A 16,687-nucleotide genomic window follows, 5' to 3' on the forward strand; every position below is an offset into this window, starting at 1 on the left:
GCGTTTCCCGGGCCCGGTCGCCGCGGGTTTCCGGGGCCGGATAATGTGCTGGTCATGGCGAACGCAGAGATCGGCGTAATCGGCGGCTCCGGCTTCTACTCGTTCCTCGAGGACGTGACCGAGGTTCAGGTGGACACCCCCTACGGTCCGCCCAGCGACACCCTCTTCCTCGGCGAGATCGCCGGACGGCGGGTCGCCTTCCTGCCCCGGCACGGGCGCGGCCACCATCTGCCGCCGCACCGGATCAACTACCGGGCCAATCTGTGGGCGCTCAGGTCGGTGGGGGCACGGCAGGTCCTCGGGCCGTGCGCCGTGGGCGGGCTGCGCGCCGAGTACGGCCCGGGCACGCTGCTCGTACCGGACCAGCTGGTCGACCGTACGAAGTCCCGGGCGGGAACGTACTTCGACGGGCTGCCGCTGCCGGACGGCGGTGTGCCGAACGTGGTGCACGTGTCGCTGGCCGACCCGTACTGCCCCGTCGGGCGGGCGGCCGCGCTGAAGGCGGCCCGTGGGCGGGACTGGGAGGCCGTGGACGGCGGCGCGCTCGTCGTGATCGAGGGGCCCCGGTTCTCGACCCGCGCCGAATCGGTGTGGCACCAGGCCCAGGGCTGGTCGGTGGTGGGCATGACCGGCCACCCCGAGGCGGCGCTCGCCCGTGAACTGGAGCTCTGCTACACGTCGTTGACCCTGGTCACCGATCTCGACGCGGGCGCCGAGACCGGCGAGGGCGTCTCGCACGACGAGGTGCTGCGGGTGTTCGCGGCGAATGTGGACCGGCTGCGGGGCGTGCTGTTCGACGCGGTGGCGGCGCTGCCTGCGAACGGGGAGCGGGACTGCCTGTGCGTGAACGCGCTGGGCGGGATGAATCCGGGGTTCGAACTTCCCTGATCTCGAACTGCCCCGGCGGGGACGGAAGTTCTCGTTCGGGTGAGGGAGTTTTCCACAACCGGCCGGTAGTCCACCGGCCCCGGCGGGATCCGGCGCGAAGCCTCATCGTGGCAGCGCAAGCCGATGTCTCGTCGCTGGTGGTGGTCCTCATGTCCTTCGCTCCGTCCCCCTCTCCCCTCGTGCCCCTCCCCCTGGGCACCGACGCTCCCCCGACCTGCGAGGTCCCGCATTTCGCGCCGGTGCGGGTGCGGGGCGGGCACCGGCAGCTACGGCGGTTCGTACGGCACCGCGGGCGGGCTCTGGCCCTCGGCTTGGCCGTCACCGCGGCCGCGGTGGTGGCGGCGGGCCCGCGGGGCGACGACGGGGCGCGGGGGCATCCGGCAACCGAGCCGGTACACGAGCGCCGTGCCGTGGAGACGGTGTCGGCGCCGGTGCGGATCGCCGACGGTGCGACGGTCCGGCTGCTGCGCCCCGGGGACCGGGTCGACGTCATCGCCGCCGAGGAGTCGGGGCTGGGCGGGGATGCCCGGGTGGTCGCACGCGGGGCGCGGGTGACGAAGGTGCCGGAGCCGCTGGACGGTGTGACCGAGGGCGGGGCGCTGGTCGTGCTCTCGGTGCCGCGATCGACGGCGGCACGCCTCGCGGGCGCGAGCGCGACGGCACGGCTGGCGGTGACGCTGTGTTGAGCCGTACTGTCCGTCCGTTGCGGGAGTTTCAGTCAAGGGCCCCTTTCGAGCTACCCCGTTGGACAGGGTCACCTCGCGCTGACGTAGGTTGCGGAGCTGTTTGTTCCACAAGCTGTGCGTGCGAGAAGAGGCCTCTAGGTGAGCGAGAAGAAGCCGAGCGTCCTGGAGGGCTTCAAGGCCTTTCTGATGCGCGGGAACGTCGTCGATCTGGCTGTCGCGGTGGTCATCGGCGCCGCCTTCACCAACATCGTCAACTCGGTGGTGAAGGGAATCATCAACCCACTGGTGGGGACGATCGGGACGAAGAACCTCGACAGCTACAACTCGTGCATCAAGGGCCCGTGCACAGGTACCGGCGACAGTGCGGAGGGGGTCCGGATCCTGTGGGGCTCGGTCCTCGGCGCGACGCTCACCTTCCTGATCACCGCGGCCGTCGTCTACTTCCTGATGGTCCTGCCGATGTCGAAGTACCTGGCTCGGATGGAGGCCCGCCGGAAGGCGAAGGAGGGCACGCACGAGGTCATCGAGGTGACCGAGCTGGAGGTCCTCAAGGAGATCCGCGACGCCCTGGTCGCGCAGCGGGGCTCGGGCCACGACGGGCGCTAGCGAGCTGGGTCGTGCGCCTCGCTCAGAGGTGGTGGGGCGGCTTCTCGTCGAGGAAGCGCCTCAGGTCGGCCGCGCTGTCGCCGTCGGTGCGCGGCCGGTCGCCCCAGCCTCGGTCGGTGTCGTCCGGGGACTGCTGGTCCAGCGGATCGTCGAAGACCAGCGCGGGCTTCGGCTCGGAGGGCGCGGGGTCGGGGGCGGTGCTCACAGGTCCAGGGTACGGCAGCGGTCCCGACGGCTCGTATGACGCAGATCCCTCACCCCGGCAGCTCGTGCAAGGCCGCGGGGGAATTTCCGGCCGACATCTGCTGTGCTTGGGCCATGACGTCCAGTCCGACGCGCAGTCCACTGCGCAGACTCACCGCCCGTGGCCGGGACGAGCCCCACAGGGTCGCCTCGCCGTTGGAGCTCTTCTTCGACCTGTGCTTCGTCGTGGCCATCGCCCAGGCGGGCGTGGCCCTCGTGCACTCCATCGCCGAGGGCCACGCCGGCGAGGGGATCCTCAACTACGCGATGGTCTTCTTCGCCATCTGGTGGGCGTGGATGAACTTCACGTGGTTCTCCTCGGCGTACGACAACGACGACGCGCTCTACCGGGTCGTCACCCTGGTACAGATCGCCGGTGTTCTGGTGCTGGCGGCCGGGGTGTCCCGGGCGTTCGACGACCACGAGTTCCTGGCCGTGTTGCTGGGCTATGTGATCATGCGGCTGGCGCTGATCGCGCAGTGGCTGCGGGTGGCGCGTTCGAGCGAGAGCGCGGAGCGGACGATGGCCCTGCGGTACGCGTTCGGCGTGCTGCTGTGCCAGGTCGGCTGGCTGGGGCTGCTGGTGCTGCCCGAGGGCGGACGGGCCTGGGTCTTCCTGGTGATGGCGGTGCTGGAGATGTGTGTGCCGCCCTTCGCCGAGAGGGACCATCCGACGTCGTGGCATCCGCACCACATCGCGGAACGGTACGGGCTGTTCACGATCATCGTGCTCGGCGAGACGATCGCCGCCGCCACGGTCGCCGTGAAGTCCGGCCTCGACGAGAACGACGCGCTGGACGAGCTGCTGCCGATCGCCCTGGGGGGACTGCTGATCATCTTCGCCGCCTGGTGGATCTACTTCGTGGTGCCCATCCACGGCCGTCTGCGCTCCAGCAAGCAGGCGTTCCTGTGGGGATACGGCCACTACCTGGTGTTCGCGTCGGCCGCCGCGATCGGGGCGGGGCTGGAGGTGGTCGTGGAACAGGCCGTCGGCAAGGCACACGTCTCGACACTGGCCGCGTCTGCCGCGGTGACCCTGCCGACCGCGCTCTATCTGCTGACCGTCTGGGGCCTGCACTCGCGGCATTTCAAGGTGGGCATCGCGCAGCAACTGGTTCTGCCGGTCACGGCGTTGCTGGTGATCTGCTGCACCTTCCTGGGCGACTGGGCGGTGCCGGCCGCGGGCATCGTGGCGACGCTGGCGGTGGTGACCGGGACGACATTGACCGCGCGTATGGCGGCCCGGGAGCGCGGGGAGCCGGTTCGGGCGGCGTGACCTCGTCCGGCCGGGGCTGCGTCGGCCGGCTGGGGCCATCTCGTCCGCGACCGCCTCGGCCGGCTGGGCCGCGAGGAGTGCGGCGGGGCTGGACGAGACTGGTTCCATGACAGTTGACGCTCTGACAGATGTCGCCGGGGTGCGCGTGGGACACGCGACGCGCACCGGCGACGGTTGGCTCACCGGCACCACCGTCGTGCTCGCCCCGGAGGGCGGGGCCGTCGCCGCGGTGGACGTACGCGGTGGAGGTCCCGGCACCAAGGAGACCGACGCGCTCGATCCGCGCAACCTGGTGCAGAAGGTCGAGGCGATCGTGCTGACCGGGGGCAGCGCGTACGGGCTCGACGCGGCCGCCGGGGTGATGGCCTGGCTGGAGGAGCAGGGGCGGGGGGTGCGGGTGGGGCCGGATCCCTCGCATGTGGTGCCGGTCGTGCCTGCGGCGTGTGTCTTCGACCTGGGGCGCGGCGGTGACTTCCGGGCCCGGCCGGACGCGGCGACCGGGCGGGCCGCCGTCGAGGCCGCCGCGGCGAGTGCCTTCGGTGCGGAGGTGCCGGAGGGGTGTGTGGGGGCGGGGACGGGGGCCGCGGTCGGAGCGATGAAGGGCGGGGTCGGGACGGCGAGCGTCGTCCTCCCCTCGGGGATCACCGTGGCGGCGTTGGTGGTGGCCAACGCGGTGGGGGCGGTGTCCGATCCGGATACGGGGGTTCTGTATGGGGAGTTGTTCGACGGGCGGGTGCGGTATCCGGAGGAGCGGGTGCATGACGCCGCGCGCCGGCGGCTCGCCGAGACCGCGGCGAAGAATGCGCCGCCGCCTCTGAACACCACGCTCGCGGTGGTGGCCACCGACGCGGAACTGTCGAAGGCGCAGGCCCAGAAGGTGGCCGGGACCGCGCACGACGGCATCGCGCGTGCCGTGCGGCCGGTGCACCTGCTGCACGACGGCGACACGGTGTTCGCCCTGGCCACGGGGGCTCGGCCGCTCGGCGCCGGGGATCCGCTCGCCCTCAACCCCGTGCTCGCCGCGGGTGCGGATGTGGTGACGCGGGCGATCGTGCGGGCCGTGCGGGCGGCGGAGTCGGTGGAGGGGGTGGGTGGAGTGTGGCCGGCATATCGGGAGCTGTACGGGGCGTGATGCCTCCGGCGGTTGGGTGGCTTGTGCGGGTTCGGTGGGGCGGGCGTTGTGCGCAGTTCCCCGCGCCCCTGAATGCCTGCGGCGGCCCGTTTCGGCTTCGGTGTGGGCTGGTGTAGCGCGTCGCGTTCGGTGGGTGGGTCGGGGCCGGGGTGGGGGGTATCGGCCCGTCGTGGCGCGCGGTGCGGCGAACGGTCCGTCGTGGTGCGGGTGACTGCAACTCCTCAGGGGCGCGGGGAACTGCGCGACCAGCCCCCACCGGCCTGCAGACGCGCAAGGACCCGGCGTGGCACCCCCGTAGGCACGCGTTGTCAGGGAACCCGGGCGGGGACCGGGTCCCTCTTTCTTCACGGAGTGGAGCGGACAGCGCACCTCACATGAATCTGGAGCATCTTGTGACAACGCCGGACATAGCAGCGCGGCGCGCACTGGGGGCCTGTGCCGTCCTGATGGTCGGCGCCCTCACCCTCACGGCGTGCGGAGGCGGCTCCGACGCCAAGAGTGAAGGCAAGGGCGGCAAGAACCCCGCGAAGACCTCCGCGGCGGAGATCGCCATCTCCGCCAAGAACGGTTCGACGGGCGCGTCGATCAACTCGACCGGCGTGAAGGTCAGTGACGGCACGCTGACCGGCGTGAAGATGACGGCGGCGGGCACGGGGCAGACCGTGCCGGGGTCCATGGTCGCGGGCGGAAAGAGCTGGAAGCCCACGGAGCAGTTGGAGCGCGGGACCAAGTACCAGATCGCCGCTACGGCGAAGGACTCGGACGGCAGGTCCGTGGCCGCGAAGTCCGTCTTCACGACCGTCTCCAAGGCGAACAGCTTCATCGGGACGTACACGCCGGACAACGGGACGACGGTCGGCGTGGGGATGCCGGTGTCGTTCAGCTTCGACAAGGCGATCAGCGACAAGAAGGCCGTGCAGTCGCACATCACCGTGACGTCCAGCACCGGGCAGCAGGTGGTCGGGCACTGGTTCGGGGCGCAGCGGCTCGACTTCCGGCCCGAGGAGTACTGGAAGGCCGGCTCCAAGGTCACGATGAAGATCGACCTGGACGGGGTCGAGGGCGCGGGGGGCGTCACCGGTGTGCAGGAGAAGACCGTCAGCTTCACCGTCGGGCGCTCCCAGGTGTCCACGGTGGACGCCGACACGCAGACCATGAAGGTCGTACGGGACGGGCAGACCGTCAAGTCGGTGCCGATCTCGACGGGCAGCCCGGAGTTCACCACGTACAACGGGCAGATGGTGATCTCCGAGAAGTACAAGAAGATCCGCATGGACAGCCGGACGGTCGCCCTCGCCAACGCGTACGACATCCCCGACGTCCCGGACGCGATGCGGCTGACGCAGTCCGGCACCTTCATCCACGGCAACTACTGGTACAACAAGGGCAATCCGCCGTTCGGGCGCGAGGGCACCAGCCATGGCCGTGTCGGACTGCAGGACGTGAAGGGCGGCCAGGGGAACACCCCGGCGAAGTGGTTCTACGACAGCTCGCTGATCGGGGACGTGGTGATCGTGAAGAACTCCCCCGACAAGACGGTGGCGCCCGACAACGGGCTGAACGGCTGGAACCTGTCGTGGAACGAGTGGATCGCGGGGAGCGCCGTCAGCACCTCCTGATCACCACAAAGACCTTCTGACCGGGGGTTTTTGACGAATCATCGGGCCGTGTGGGAACTTCCCGCACGGCCCGGGCGTTTTCCGGGCGTACGTTTTCTCGGTTCCCGGACATGATGTCCGACCGAGGGGCTACGGTATGCACCCACAAGGTGACATGCAGCAACGCCGGGAGAAACCTTGAGCGTTCCGTACGAGACGGCAGCGTACGAACAACCCGAGTCGCCCGAGTCTCCGGAGGAGCACCTCGCGCGGCTCCTGGGTCGTGCCCTGAACTCCTTCGAGCTGCCCGACGAGACGATTCGGCGACTGGACTGCGCGCTGGCACACGACAGTTCGCTGCACTCCGCGCACCACAGCGCGGGGCTGCACCGTGAGACGTACCGGCACACGTGGCTGCTCGCCGACGGTTCGGCGCTCACTCTGTGGGAGCTCGTCCACAACACCGCGCGGGACAGCGTTCCGCAGCACGAGGTGTACGTCGACGAGGAGGAGGTGCGTGCGGCGACGGCGCGGCTGCCGTTACCGCCGGACACCCCGGACTTCGAGCTGCCGGTGACGGTGCAGCTCACAGCCGTACAGACACCGCGGCACGCCTACGTCCCGGACGACTCGGCGGACCACGCGCGTCGGCTCCTGCGCCGCGCGGAGAACACGGACCGGCCGGGCCCCGAGACGGCCGCGCTGCTGACCGAGGCGTTCGCCCACCAGATCACACAGGCGTTCGGTCGCCCGAGCCGGTCAGGGCGCGCCGGACTGGGCTTCTCGCTGTACGAGCACGCGTTCCTGCTGCGCGACGGCGCGGAGATCTCCCTGTGGGAGGTCGAGCACACGGCGACGCCCGACGGGCGGCACATGTGCGAGGTGTACGTCACCGAGGACGCGGCCCGCGACGCCATGGAACGGCGCGCGGCCCAGGTCTCCTGAGGGACTCCGCCCCCGTACAACCGCCCCCGCAGGCTCCTGCGCCCGTGTCAGCGGCCGCCGCCGAGCTGTCGTACCAGACCCGCGAACGCGTCCTCCTCCGCCGGGGTCAGCTCCACGGACTCGCGGCCGGGGCCGGTCTGTCGCTGGTGGGGCAGGGCGGGCAGGCCATGGCCGGAGCGCCACAGCGCGGCCTCGCGGCGGCCGCGGCGCAGCATGACGGCCAGCCCGATCGCCCAGGCGGCGGCCACCAGGACGAGAAGGGTCATACCAAGCAACTGGTAGACGGAGACATGCTCAGGCATGCGTTCCAGTAGACACCACGGTCCGGGACTTTGGTCCCGGACCGTGACGTATCTCGCAGGTGCCGTGAACAACTCACAGCCGCCCCAAAGGGGCAGGGTTCACGCGGCGACCGGCTGCTTCTGATCGGCCGTCGGGGCGCCGGCGGCCTCCGTCGCCGCGGTGGCCGCGGTCCCAGCGGCCGGCTTACGCATGCTCTTCAGGACGACCACCAGGCCGGTCGTGACGCACACGCCCGCCGCGATGGCGATCAGGTAGAGGAACGGGCTGCCGATCAGCGGTACTACGAAGATGCCGCCGTGCGGGGCGCGCAGGGTGGCGCCGAAAGCCATCGACAGGGCGCCGGTGACCGCGCCGCCCGCCATGGAGGCGGGGATGACGCGCAGCGGGTCGGCCGCGGCGAACGGGATCGCGCCCTCGGAGATGAAGGAGGCGCCCAGGACCCAGGCCGCCTTGCCGTTCTCGCGCTCGGTCTCGGTGAAGAGCTTCTTGCGGACGGTCGTCGCCAGCGCCATGCCCAGCGGCGGGACCATGCCCGCTGCCATCACGGCGGCCATGACCTTCATCGCGGAGTCGCTCGGGTCCTGGACGGCGATGCCGGCGGTGGCGAAGGCGTACGCGACCTTGTTGACCGGGCCGCCGAGGTCGAAGCACATCATCAGGCCGAGGAGGACGCCGAGCAGGATGGCGTTGCTGCCGGAGAGGCCGTTGAGCCAGTCCGTCATGCCCTTCTGGGCCTCGGCGATGGGCTTGCCGACCACGACGAACATCAGGAAGCCGACGATCAGCGAGGAGATCAGCGGGATCACCACCACCGGCATGATGCCGCGCAGCACCGGCGGGATCTTGATCCGCTGGATCGCGAGGACCACACCACCGGCCAGCAGACCGGCGACCAGGCCGCCCAGGAAGCCGGCGGCGATCTGCGAGGAGATCATTCCGCCGACGAAGCCGGGGACGAGACCGGGGCGGTCCGCCATGCCGTAGGCGATGTATCCGGCGAGGACCGGGATGAGGAAGCCGAAGGCGACCCCGCCGATCTGGAACAGCAGGGCGCCCCAGCTGTCGATCTCGGTCCAGGAGAAGTGCTTCATGACCGAGGGCGCGCTCGCGATCTGCCAGCCGCCGATCGCGAAGCCGAGAGCGATCAGCAGACCGCCCGCGGCGACGAACGGGACCATGTAACTCACGCCGGTCATCAGCCACTTGCGGAGCTTGGTGCCGTAGTTGTCGCCGGACTCGCCGGCCCGCTCGACCGGCGTGGAGCCGGTGCGGCCCGCCGCGCTGACCTCGCCGCGCTCGGCCTTCCCGCGGACCTCGGTGATGAGTTCGGCCGGGCGGTTGATGCCCGCCTTCACGCCGACGTCGACGGTGGGCTTGCCGGCGAAGCGGTCCTTCTCGCGTACGGGGACGTCGTGCGCGAAGATCACGCCGTCCGCGTCCGCGATGACCGCCGGGTCGAGCCGGGTGAAGCCGGCCGAGCCCTGCGTCTCGACGACGAGTTCGACGCCCGCCTCGCGGCCGGCGTTCTCCAGCGACTCGGCCGCCATGTAGGTGTGGGCGATGCCGGTCGGGCAGGACGTGACGGCGACGATCCGGAAGGGGCGGGTGTCCTGCGCCGGCTCCGCTGCCGCTGCCGTACTGGCCGTTGCGGCATCGGCGGAGGCCGCCGCCGATGCCGCAACGGAGTCTTCACCGGCACCCGCGGTGGCCTCGGTGGCCGCCTCCGCCGGTGCCTCGTCCCCACGGATCAGCGCCGCGGCGCTCTCCGCGTCCCCCGCCGACCGCAGCGCGTCCGTGAACTCGGCGTTCATCAGCTGGCGCGCGAGCGAGGACAGGATCGTCAGGTGGGCGTCGTCCGCGCCGGCCGGTGCGGCGATCAGGAAGATCAGGTCGGCAGAGCCGTCCGGCGCGCCGAAGTCGATCCCGGCCGCGCTGCGCCCGAAGGCGAGCGTCGGCTCGGTGACGTGTTCGCTGCGGCAGTGCGGGATGCCGATGCCGCCGTCGAGGCCGGTGGGCATCTGTGCCTCGCGGGCGGCCACGTCGGCGAGGAAGCCCTCCAGGTCGGTCACCCGGCCCAGGGCGACCATGCGCTCGGCGAGGGCACGCGCCGCCGCTTCCTTGGTGTCGGCGGACAGGTCGAGATCGACCAGGTCCGCGGTGATCATGTCGCTCATCGCGGGCTCCTTCGCACGCGTATCGCCCGGGGAGTGGGGTGGGCGGTGGGGAGGGGGACGGGGGTGCAGCGGTGTGGGGTCTCGGGGGTGGTGGGAGACACCACCGTGGTGGAAGGCATCGGGCGGGTCACGACACCGGCTCCGTCAGCACGCGGTCCATGGGCACCTCGGCCGTGACCGTCACCGCGGCCGGGTCCAGGTCGTCCGGCGTCGGCATCTCGCTGCCGGGCAGCTGGACGGCCGCCGCGCCGTGTGCGACCGCGGAGGCGAGGGCCTCGGGGCCGCTGCCGCCGGCGATCAGGAAGCCGGCCAGCGAGGAGTCGCCGGCGCCGACATTGCTGCGTACGACCTCCACGCGCGCGCTGCCGAACCAGGCCCCCGAGCCGTCCACGAGCAGCTGCCCGTCGGCGCCCAGGCTGGCGAGCACGGCGCGCGCGCCCATCTCCCGGAGTTCCTCGGCCGCCTTCACGGCGTCGCCCACCGTGGCGAGAGGGCGCCCGACGGCCTCCGCGAGTTCCTCGGCGTTCGGCTTCACCACGTCGGGCCGTTCGCGCAGCGCCTCCAGGAGCGCGCGTCCCGAGGTGTCCAGCGCGATCCGCGCACCACCGGCGTGCGCCCGCGCGACCACCTCGGCGTACCACGAGGGCGCGAGGCCCCGGGGCAGGCTTCCGCAGCACGCGATCCACGAGGCGTCGCGCGACTGCTCGCGCACGGTGTCCAGCAGGAGCTCCTGCTCGGCGGCGGACAGCTCCGGACCCGGCGCGTTGATCTTCGTGAGGACGCCGTCCGACTCGGCGAGCGCGATGTTCGAGCGGGTGGCCCCGGAGACCGGGACCGGCGCGACCTCGATGCCCTGCGCGTCGAGCAGGTCGGCGACGAGCGCTCCCGGCGCACCGCCCAGGGGCAGGACCGCGACCGTGCGCTGCCCGGCGGCCGTGACGGCGCGCGAGACGTTGACGCCCTTGCCGCCGGGGTCCATGCGTTCACCGGTGGCGCGGATGACCTCGCCGCGCTCCAGGGACGGGACCTCGTACGTACGGTCCAGGGACGGATTCGGGGTGACGGTGAGGATCATGCGCGCACTACTTCCGTGCCGCCGCGCTCGATCACGGCGGCGTCGTCGGGGCTCAGCCCGCTGTCGGTGATCAGCAGGTCCACATCGCTCAGGTCGCCGAAGCGGGCGAAGTGCTCCTGACCGTGCTTGGCCGAATCGGCGAGCAGGACCACCCGGCGGGCGGCCGCGATCGCCGCGCGCTTGACCGCGGCCTCGGCGAGGTCGGGGGTGGTGAGGCCGTGATCGGCGGAGAAGCCGTTGGCCGCCACGAAGAGGACGTCGGCCCGGATCTCGCCGTACGCCCGCAGCGCCCAGGCGTCGACCGCGGCGCGTGTACGGTGCCGGACACGCCCCCCGACCAGGTGGAGCTGGATGCCGGGGTGGTCCGCGAGGCGGGCCGCGATCGGCAGGCTGTGGGTGACGACGGTGAGCGAGGCCTCCAGCGGGACGGCGGCGGCCAGGCGGGCGACGGTCGTACCGGCGTCGAGGATCAGGGTGCCCTCGGTCGGCAGTTCCGCGAGGGCCGCCTTGGCGATGTGGTCCTTCTCGTCGGCCGCGGTCGTCTCGCGCTCGGCGAGGTCCGGCTCGAAGTCGAGGCGTCCGGCCGGGATGGCCCCACCGTGCACCCGCCGCAGCAGCCCCGCACGGTCGAGGGCCTTCAGGTCCCGGCGGATCGTCTCGGCCGTGACCTGGAACTCCTCGGCCAGTGAGACGACGTCGACCCGTCCGCCGTCCCGAGCGAGCCGGAGGATCTCCTGCTGCCGCTCCGGTGCGTACATGTCCGTTCGCCTCCGATCCATGCCCGAACGTGTGGTTTCGCAGGGAGGCTACGCCTACATTTCTGGAAAGTAAACAGGTTCGGGCGCGATCCGGGCATGAACGGACGTCCACCCCTGTTCGCATGGGACAGAAGGGGCACGGCAGAAGGGCCCGGCACCTGACCACAGGTACCGGGCCCCACGCCGAGCCACCCCTACACGAGCTCGGGCGCCTTCGCCTCCGCCACCGGAAGCTCCGCCCCTGCCTCCGCCCCCTCCACGTGCTGCGCGGGCCGCTTCGGCAGCGCGAACATCAACAGGAAGATCACGCCCATCACCGCCGCGACCCACCCGAGCGCGTGCTGGAAGGCGTCCACGAAGGCCGGGCCCACCTGCGCGGGTCGCAGGTCGTCGCCGATGACCCCGAAGAACACCACGGACACCAGCCCGAGTCCAAGCGCGTTGCCCATCTGCTGCACGGTGTTGATGAGCCCCGACGCCGAGCCGGCGTGCTCGCGCGGCACCTCCGAGAGCACCGCGTCCGTCAGCGGCGCGACGATCAGGCCCATGCCGACACCCATCACGACCAGCGGCAACGCCATCTGCCACGAGCTGATCCCCATGCCGTACCGCTCGGCCTCCCAGAGGTAGAGCAGCACACCCACCGCCATCAGCAGCGCACCGGCCTGGAGCACCTTGCGCCCGAAGCGCGGGACGAGCTGCTGCACCGACAGACCCGCCGCCGTGGAGACGGCGATCGAGAACGGCACCCCCGTCAGCCCCGCACGCAGCGGGCTCCAGCCCAGCCCGGTCTGCATGTACAGCGTCCACACCAGGAAGAAGATGCCGAGCCCGACCCCGAACACGGTCTGCACCGCGATGCCGGCCGCGAAGCTCTTCACCTTGAACAGCGACAGCTCGACCAGCGGCGACCCGTCCCGCGCGCCCTTCCGCTTCTCGTACGCCACCAGCGCGGCGAAGACGAGGGGCGCACCGGCCATCGACACATACCCCCACAGCGGCCAGTCCAGCTCCTCACCGCGGGTCAGCGGGTAGAGCAGCAGCAGCAACCCCACCACCACGAGTCCCACGCCCACCAGGTCCAGCTTCAGCGCCCGCGGCGCCTTGGACTCGGTGATGAAGCGGCTGCCGAGCACGAGCCCCGCGATCCCGACCGGCAGGTTGATGAGGAAGATCGGCCGCCACTCGAGTCCGAAGAGGTTCCACTCGGTCAGCAGCGCGCCGAGCAGTGGACCGGAGACGGCCCCGAGACCCACGATCGCGCCGAAGAGTCCGAAGACCTTCCCCCGCTCGTGCGCCGGAAAGGTCGCGTGCACGATCGACAGGACCTGCGGCACCATCATCGCCGCCATGCCGCCCTGGAGGATCCGGGACGCGACCAGCATCTCCGGGTTCGCGGCGAAGCCGCACAGCGCCGACGCGAGCGTGAACCCGCCGATCCCGACGAGGAACAGCCGCTTGCGCCCGTGGATGTCACCGAGCCGCCCGCCGGTGATCAGCCCCGCGGCGAAGGCGAGGGCATAACCGGCGGTGATCCACTGGATCTGGCTGACGGAGGCACCGGCGTCCTGCCGGATGGACGGGATGGCGATGTTGACGATGGTGACGTCGACGAGGTCCATGAAAGCCGCGGTCATCACGATGGCGAGGGCGAACCAGCGACGCCGGTCGCCTGCGGCGGGCAGCGCGTCGGGGGTGCCCGAAAGGGTGGTCTCGGTGGAGGTCATACCCTGAAGCTACGACCCCATTAGGTCAGATCGTGTCCTAGTGCTACGGCATCCTCGAACTCATGACGACGGACACCCCGGCACGGCTCCTATCGCTCCTCTCCCTCCTCCAGACGCCCCGTGAATGGCCCGGCGGTGAGCTCGCCGACCGCCTCGGGGTCTCCCGCCGCACGGTCCGACGGGACATCGACCGCCTCCGCGAGCTGGGCTATCCCGTCCAGGCGACGAAGGGCTCCGACGGCGGCTACCGGCTCGTCGCGGGCAAGGCCATGCCCCCGCTCGTCCTCGACGACGAGGAGGCGGTGGCCATCGCGGTCGGGCTGCGGGCGGGGGCGGGGCACGCGGTCGAGGGGATGGACGAGGCGTCCGTACGGGCACTGGCGAAGCTGGAACAGGTCCTGCCCTCCCGCCTGCGGCACCGCGTGTCCACCTTCCAGGCCGCGACGACTCCGCTGACCAGCGGGGACGGGGCGAGCATCGCGACCGAGACCCTGACGGTGATGGCGTCCACGGTGGCCGGGCACGAGCGGCTGAGGTTCGCCTACCGGGCGAAGGACGGGGCCGAGTCGCGACGCGTCGTGGAGCCGTACCGTCTGGTCTCCACCGGGCGACGGTGGTACCTCGTCGCCTACGACCTCGACCGCGGGGACTGGCGGACCTTCCGGGTCGACCGGGTGAACGATCCCTTCGCGACGGGGGCGCGGTTCGCTCCGCGGGAGTTGCCGACGGGGAGTGCGGCGGAGTATCTGCGGCAGTCGATGTACCGCCGTCAGGAGACGTACGAGATCGCCGTGACGTTCGAGGCGGATGTGGCGGTGGTGAGAGCTCGGGTGCCGGCGTGGATGGGGGTGCCGGAGTCTCTGGGGGAGGGGCGGTGCGTGTTGCGGGCGACCGTGGGGGACGCGGTGGAGTGGATGGCGGTGCGGTTGGCGATGACGGGGGTGGACTTCCGTGTGGAGGAACCTGCGGAACTGGTCTCTGCGGTGCGGGAGTTGGGGGAACGGCTGGTCCGGGCGGGTCGCGTGCGCGGGGCCTGAGCCGGGCGCCCTATGGGAGTGCCTCGCCGGGTCTTTTGTGCGTCTGCAGGCCGGTGGGGGGTGGTCGCGCAGTTCCCCGCGCCCCTGGGGAGCTGCGGTCACGCCTGCCAGGACGGACCGTTCGCCACCGCACCACGCGCACCCCGACGGACCTGCTCACAACCGGCGCTCCAGGCCGATGTGACAGAATCTGCCGTCCGGTGGGTCACCCCGTGGTTCAGGTACGGGGTGACCCACCGTTCCGTTTGCCGGGGTGCGGAAAGAGCCGGACCCCGGCGCCCGGGGGGAGGGGCGCCGAAGTCCGGCTCGGGGAGAGTCCCGGCGCAGGGGGGGGGATTGCGTCGGGACTTGGTTCAGGAGGGTCCGAGGGCTCCGGAGGTATGGCCTCCGGGACCCGAACACCTGGACCCTGAAGTCTTGTTCCCAGGGTCCGCCAGGTTGAAGCGGCCTAGTACAGCCATGTTTACGCGGTCTTTCGCCACCCGGCGTACGCGGGCAGACCCCGTCTACGCCGCAGCGTCGAACCCGGTGGACCGCGCGAGCTTCTTCAGCTCCAGCAGGGCGTGCTTCTCGATCTGCCGGATCCGCTCACGGGTGAGGCCGTGCTCCTTGCCGACCTCGGTCAGGGTGCGCTCGCGCCCGTCGTCGATGCCGTACCGCATCTTGATGATGGAGGCGGTGCGCTGGTCGAGGCGGCCGATGAGGTCGTCCAGTTCCTCACTGCGCAGCAACGTCAGCACCGACTGCTCCGGTGAGACCGCTGAGGTGTCCTCCAGCAGGTCACCGAACTGGGTGTCGCCGTCGTCGTCCACCGACATGTTCAGCGAGACCGGGTCGCGGGCCCAGTCCAGGACGTCGACCACGCGCTCCGCGTTGGAACCGAGCTCCGCGGCGATCTCCGCGGGCTCCGGGTCGCGGCCGTGCTCGCGGTTGAACTCGCGCTGCACTCGGCGGATGCGGCCCAGCTCCTCCACGAGGTGGACGGGCAGCCGGATGGTGCGGGACTGGTCGGCGATGGAGCGGGTGATGGCCTGACGGATCCACCAGGTCGCGTACGTCGAGAACTTGAAGCCCTTGCGGTAGTCGAACTTCTCGACCGCGCGCACCAGGCCGGCGTTGCCCTCCTGGATCAGGTCGAGCAGGGGCAGACCGCTGCGGGGGTAGCGGCGGGCCACGGCCACGACCAGGCGGAGGTTGGAGCGGATGAACACGTCCTTGGCGCGCTCACCCTCCTCCACCAGGGCCTCCAGCTCCTCGCTGGTGGCGTTCGCCTTGGCCTCCTCGTACCCGTCGAGGACCTGTCGGGCGAACACACCCGCCTCGATGATCTGGGACAGCTCGACTTCCTTGGCGGCGTCGAGCAGCGGCGTACGCGCGATCTCGTCGAGGTACATGCCGACCAGGTCGCGGTCGGCGATCTCGCCGCCATGGACGCGAACACTGCGTGCCGCGTCGGTAGACCCGCCGGTGGCGGACTTACGACGGGCGACGGCACGGGTTGCCATGCGTGCTCCCTTGCGATGTTGGGTCAGCGGGTGGTCCTTCGGACGCTGGGTCCCGGCTCCGGTTTACTTCCGGACTCTCCTCGGGTGCCCTGCATCCGATGGAAACAACGACTGGAAACCGGACAGAATTCCCAAGGCGTGCCGCTAATTTTCTGATCTTGCAGTACCCTGTCCGGCCACACGAGGAGACATGATGCCGTCGGAACGTACAGAGGTGCAGGTCAGGCCGGGAGCCGAGAGCGACCTCGGGGCCCTCACCGACCTCTACAACCACTACGTTCGTGAGACGCCCATCACATTCGATACCGCCGTCTTCACTCCGGAAGAGCGCCGCCCTTGGCTGCTCTCCCACCCTGAAGACGGCCCGTACCGCCTGATGGTTGCCACCGACACGGACCCGACAGGAACCTCACAGCGGATCCTCGGGTACGCCACATCCAGCCCCTTCCGCGCCAAGCCCGCGTACGCGACCTCCGTGGAGGTCACCGTCTACCTCGCCCCGGACGCGGGCGGCCGGGGTATCGGCACCCTCCTCTACAAGGCCCTTTTCGAGGCCCTGGCCGACGAGGACCTGCATCGCGCCTACGCGGGCATCGCCCAGCCCAACGAAGCGTCCACGCGGCTGCATGAACGCTTCGGTTTCCGGCACGTCGGCACCTACCGGGAGGTGGGCAGGAAGTTCGGCCGCTACTGGGACGTGGCCTGGTACGAGAAGGCCCTCCAGGCGCCGTGAGA

Annotated in this window: 16 protein-coding genes; 9 read left to right on the forward strand and 7 right to left on the reverse strand. The window is 70.9% G+C overall.

The genetic code is table 11. The features are described 5' to 3' along the window. Positions 1 to 54: 54 nt before the first annotated feature. The 3 genes from AQJ46_RS17895 (at position 55) to mscL (ending at position 2,180) form a co-directional block, all read left to right on the forward strand. The gene (locus AQJ46_RS17895; RefSeq protein WP_059206540.1) at positions 55 to 888 is read left to right on the forward strand and encodes an S-methyl-5'-thioadenosine phosphorylase; all 834 of its coding nucleotides are present in this window, start codon (positions 55 to 57) and stop codon (positions 886 to 888) included. Positions 889 to 1,037: 149 nt separating this feature from the next. Then, entirely contained in the window at positions 1,038 to 1,574 is a 537-nt protein-coding gene (locus AQJ46_RS17900) for a CpaB family protein (RefSeq protein WP_059206541.1), read from the forward strand. A gap of 138 nt (positions 1,575 to 1,712) precedes the next feature. Then, positions 1,713 to 2,180 (forward strand): large conductance mechanosensitive channel protein MscL, encoded by a 468-nt coding sequence (mscL, locus tag AQJ46_RS17905; protein ID WP_057610463.1) that lies wholly within the window; start codon positions 1,713 to 1,715, stop codon positions 2,178 to 2,180. A gap of 22 nt (positions 2,181 to 2,202) precedes the next feature. Here mscL and AQJ46_RS17910 read toward each other — a convergent pair whose 3' ends face one another. Beyond that, the gene (locus tag AQJ46_RS17910; protein ID WP_059206542.1) at positions 2,203 to 2,385 is read right to left on the reverse strand and encodes a hypothetical protein; all 183 of its coding nucleotides are present in this window, start codon (positions 2,383 to 2,385) and stop codon (positions 2,203 to 2,205) included. 113 nt (positions 2,386 to 2,498) lie between these two features. On the opposite strand from AQJ46_RS17910, the gene AQJ46_RS17915 reads away from it, so the two are divergent. The 4 genes from AQJ46_RS17915 (at position 2,499) to AQJ46_RS17930 (ending at position 7,373) form a co-directional block, all read left to right on the forward strand. After that, positions 2,499 to 3,698 carry a low temperature requirement protein A gene (locus tag AQJ46_RS17915; protein WP_059206543.1) on the forward strand — a complete coding sequence of 400 codons (1,200 nt, stop codon included), beginning with the start codon at positions 2,499 to 2,501 and terminating at the stop codon, positions 3,696 to 3,698. Between the two features lie 106 nt (positions 3,699 to 3,804). Then, entirely contained in the window at positions 3,805 to 4,830 is a 1,026-nt protein-coding gene (locus AQJ46_RS17920) for a P1 family peptidase (protein WP_059206544.1), read from the forward strand. A 392-nt stretch (positions 4,831 to 5,222) separates the two neighbouring features. Further along, a complete protein-coding gene (locus AQJ46_RS17925) occupies positions 5,223 to 6,449 on the forward strand; it encodes a L,D-transpeptidase (RefSeq protein WP_225887347.1) in 1,227 nt (408 codons plus the stop codon). A gap of 177 nt (positions 6,450 to 6,626) precedes the next feature. After that, entirely contained in the window at positions 6,627 to 7,373 is a 747-nt protein-coding gene (locus AQJ46_RS17930; protein WP_059206546.1) for a DUF6227 family protein, read from the forward strand. A 47-nt stretch (positions 7,374 to 7,420) separates the two neighbouring features. Here AQJ46_RS17930 and AQJ46_RS17935 read toward each other — a convergent pair whose 3' ends face one another. From AQJ46_RS17935 to AQJ46_RS17955, 5 genes are all read right to left on the reverse strand, one after another. Next, complete coding sequence (locus AQJ46_RS17935) at positions 7,421 to 7,675, reverse strand: hypothetical protein (protein WP_059206547.1); 255 nt, start codon at positions 7,673 to 7,675, stop codon at positions 7,421 to 7,423. Positions 7,676 to 7,774: 99 nt separating this feature from the next. Then, entirely contained in the window at positions 7,775 to 9,850 is a 2,076-nt protein-coding gene (locus AQJ46_RS17940; RefSeq protein ID WP_059206548.1) for a PTS fructose transporter subunit IIABC, read from the reverse strand. Between the two features lie 127 nt (positions 9,851 to 9,977). Further along, a complete protein-coding gene (pfkB, locus tag AQJ46_RS17945) occupies positions 9,978 to 10,925 on the reverse strand; it encodes a 1-phosphofructokinase (protein WP_059206549.1) in 948 nt (315 codons plus the stop codon). After that, positions 10,922 to 11,683 (reverse strand): DeoR/GlpR family DNA-binding transcription regulator, encoded by a 762-nt coding sequence (locus AQJ46_RS17950; RefSeq protein WP_059206550.1) that lies wholly within the window; start codon positions 11,681 to 11,683, stop codon positions 10,922 to 10,924. Before AQJ46_RS17950 ends, pfkB begins: the two co-directional genes overlap by 4 nt. Positions 11,684 to 11,877: 194 nt before the next feature. After that, positions 11,878 to 13,410 carry an MFS transporter gene (locus AQJ46_RS17955; RefSeq protein ID WP_059206551.1) on the reverse strand — a complete coding sequence of 511 codons (1,533 nt, stop codon included), beginning with the start codon at positions 13,408 to 13,410 and terminating at the stop codon, positions 11,878 to 11,880. A 62-nt stretch (positions 13,411 to 13,472) separates the two neighbouring features. Between AQJ46_RS17955 and AQJ46_RS17960 the strand changes: the two genes are divergently transcribed. Then, on the forward strand, positions 13,473 to 14,447 hold the full coding sequence (locus tag AQJ46_RS17960) for a helix-turn-helix transcriptional regulator (protein WP_059206552.1): 975 nt from the start codon (positions 13,473 to 13,475) through the stop codon (positions 14,445 to 14,447). Positions 14,448 to 14,953: 506 nt separating this feature from the next. Here the strand turns inward: AQJ46_RS17960 and AQJ46_RS17965 are convergent. After that, positions 14,954 to 15,952, reverse strand: a complete 999-nt coding sequence (locus AQJ46_RS17965) for a sigma-70 family RNA polymerase sigma factor (protein ID WP_059206553.1) — start codon at positions 15,950 to 15,952, stop codon at positions 14,954 to 14,956. Between the two features lie 193 nt (positions 15,953 to 16,145). On the opposite strand from AQJ46_RS17965, the gene AQJ46_RS17970 reads away from it, so the two are divergent. Further along, a complete protein-coding gene (locus AQJ46_RS17970) occupies positions 16,146 to 16,685 on the forward strand; it encodes a GNAT family N-acetyltransferase (protein WP_059206851.1) in 540 nt (179 codons plus the stop codon). Positions 16,686 to 16,687 lie beyond the last annotated feature (2 nt).

Source organism: Streptomyces canus (genome assembly GCF_001514145.1).
Lineage (GTDB): Bacteria > Actinomycetota > Actinomycetes > Streptomycetales > Streptomycetaceae > Streptomyces > Streptomyces canus.

Excerpts from the sequence above, each read along its gene's own strand:
- AQJ46_RS17950 (WP_059206550.1), bottom strand. The coding sequence starts at position 11,683 with ATGTACGCACCGGAGCGGCAGCAGGAGATCCTCCGGCTCGCTCGGGAC.
- AQJ46_RS17940 (WP_059206548.1), bottom strand. The coding sequence starts at position 9,850 with ATGAGCGACATGATCACCGCGGACCTGGTCGATCTCGACCTGTCCGCC.
- AQJ46_RS17960 (WP_059206552.1), top strand. The coding sequence starts at position 13,473 with ATGACGACGGACACCCCGGCACGGCTCCTATCGCTCCTCTCCCTCCTC.
- pfkB (WP_059206549.1), bottom strand. The coding sequence starts at position 10,925 with ATGATCCTCACCGTCACCCCGAATCCGTCCCTGGACCGTACGTACGAG.
- AQJ46_RS17895 (WP_059206540.1), top strand. The coding sequence starts at position 55 with ATGGCGAACGCAGAGATCGGCGTAATCGGCGGCTCCGGCTTCTACTCG.
- AQJ46_RS17965 (WP_059206553.1), bottom strand. The coding sequence starts at position 15,952 with ATGGCAACCCGTGCCGTCGCCCGTCGTAAGTCCGCCACCGGCGGGTCT.
- AQJ46_RS17900 (WP_059206541.1), top strand. The coding sequence starts at position 1,038 with ATGTCCTTCGCTCCGTCCCCCTCTCCCCTCGTGCCCCTCCCCCTGGGC.
- AQJ46_RS17970 (WP_059206851.1), top strand. The coding sequence starts at position 16,146 with ATGCCGTCGGAACGTACAGAGGTGCAGGTCAGGCCGGGAGCCGAGAGC.
- AQJ46_RS17935 (WP_059206547.1), bottom strand. The coding sequence starts at position 7,675 with ATGCCTGAGCATGTCTCCGTCTACCAGTTGCTTGGTATGACCCTTCTC.
- AQJ46_RS17920 (WP_059206544.1), top strand. The coding sequence starts at position 3,805 with ATGACAGTTGACGCTCTGACAGATGTCGCCGGGGTGCGCGTGGGACAC.
- AQJ46_RS17955 (WP_059206551.1), bottom strand. The coding sequence starts at position 13,410 with ATGACCTCCACCGAGACCACCCTTTCGGGCACCCCCGACGCGCTGCCC.
- AQJ46_RS17915 (WP_059206543.1), top strand. The coding sequence starts at position 2,499 with ATGACGTCCAGTCCGACGCGCAGTCCACTGCGCAGACTCACCGCCCGT.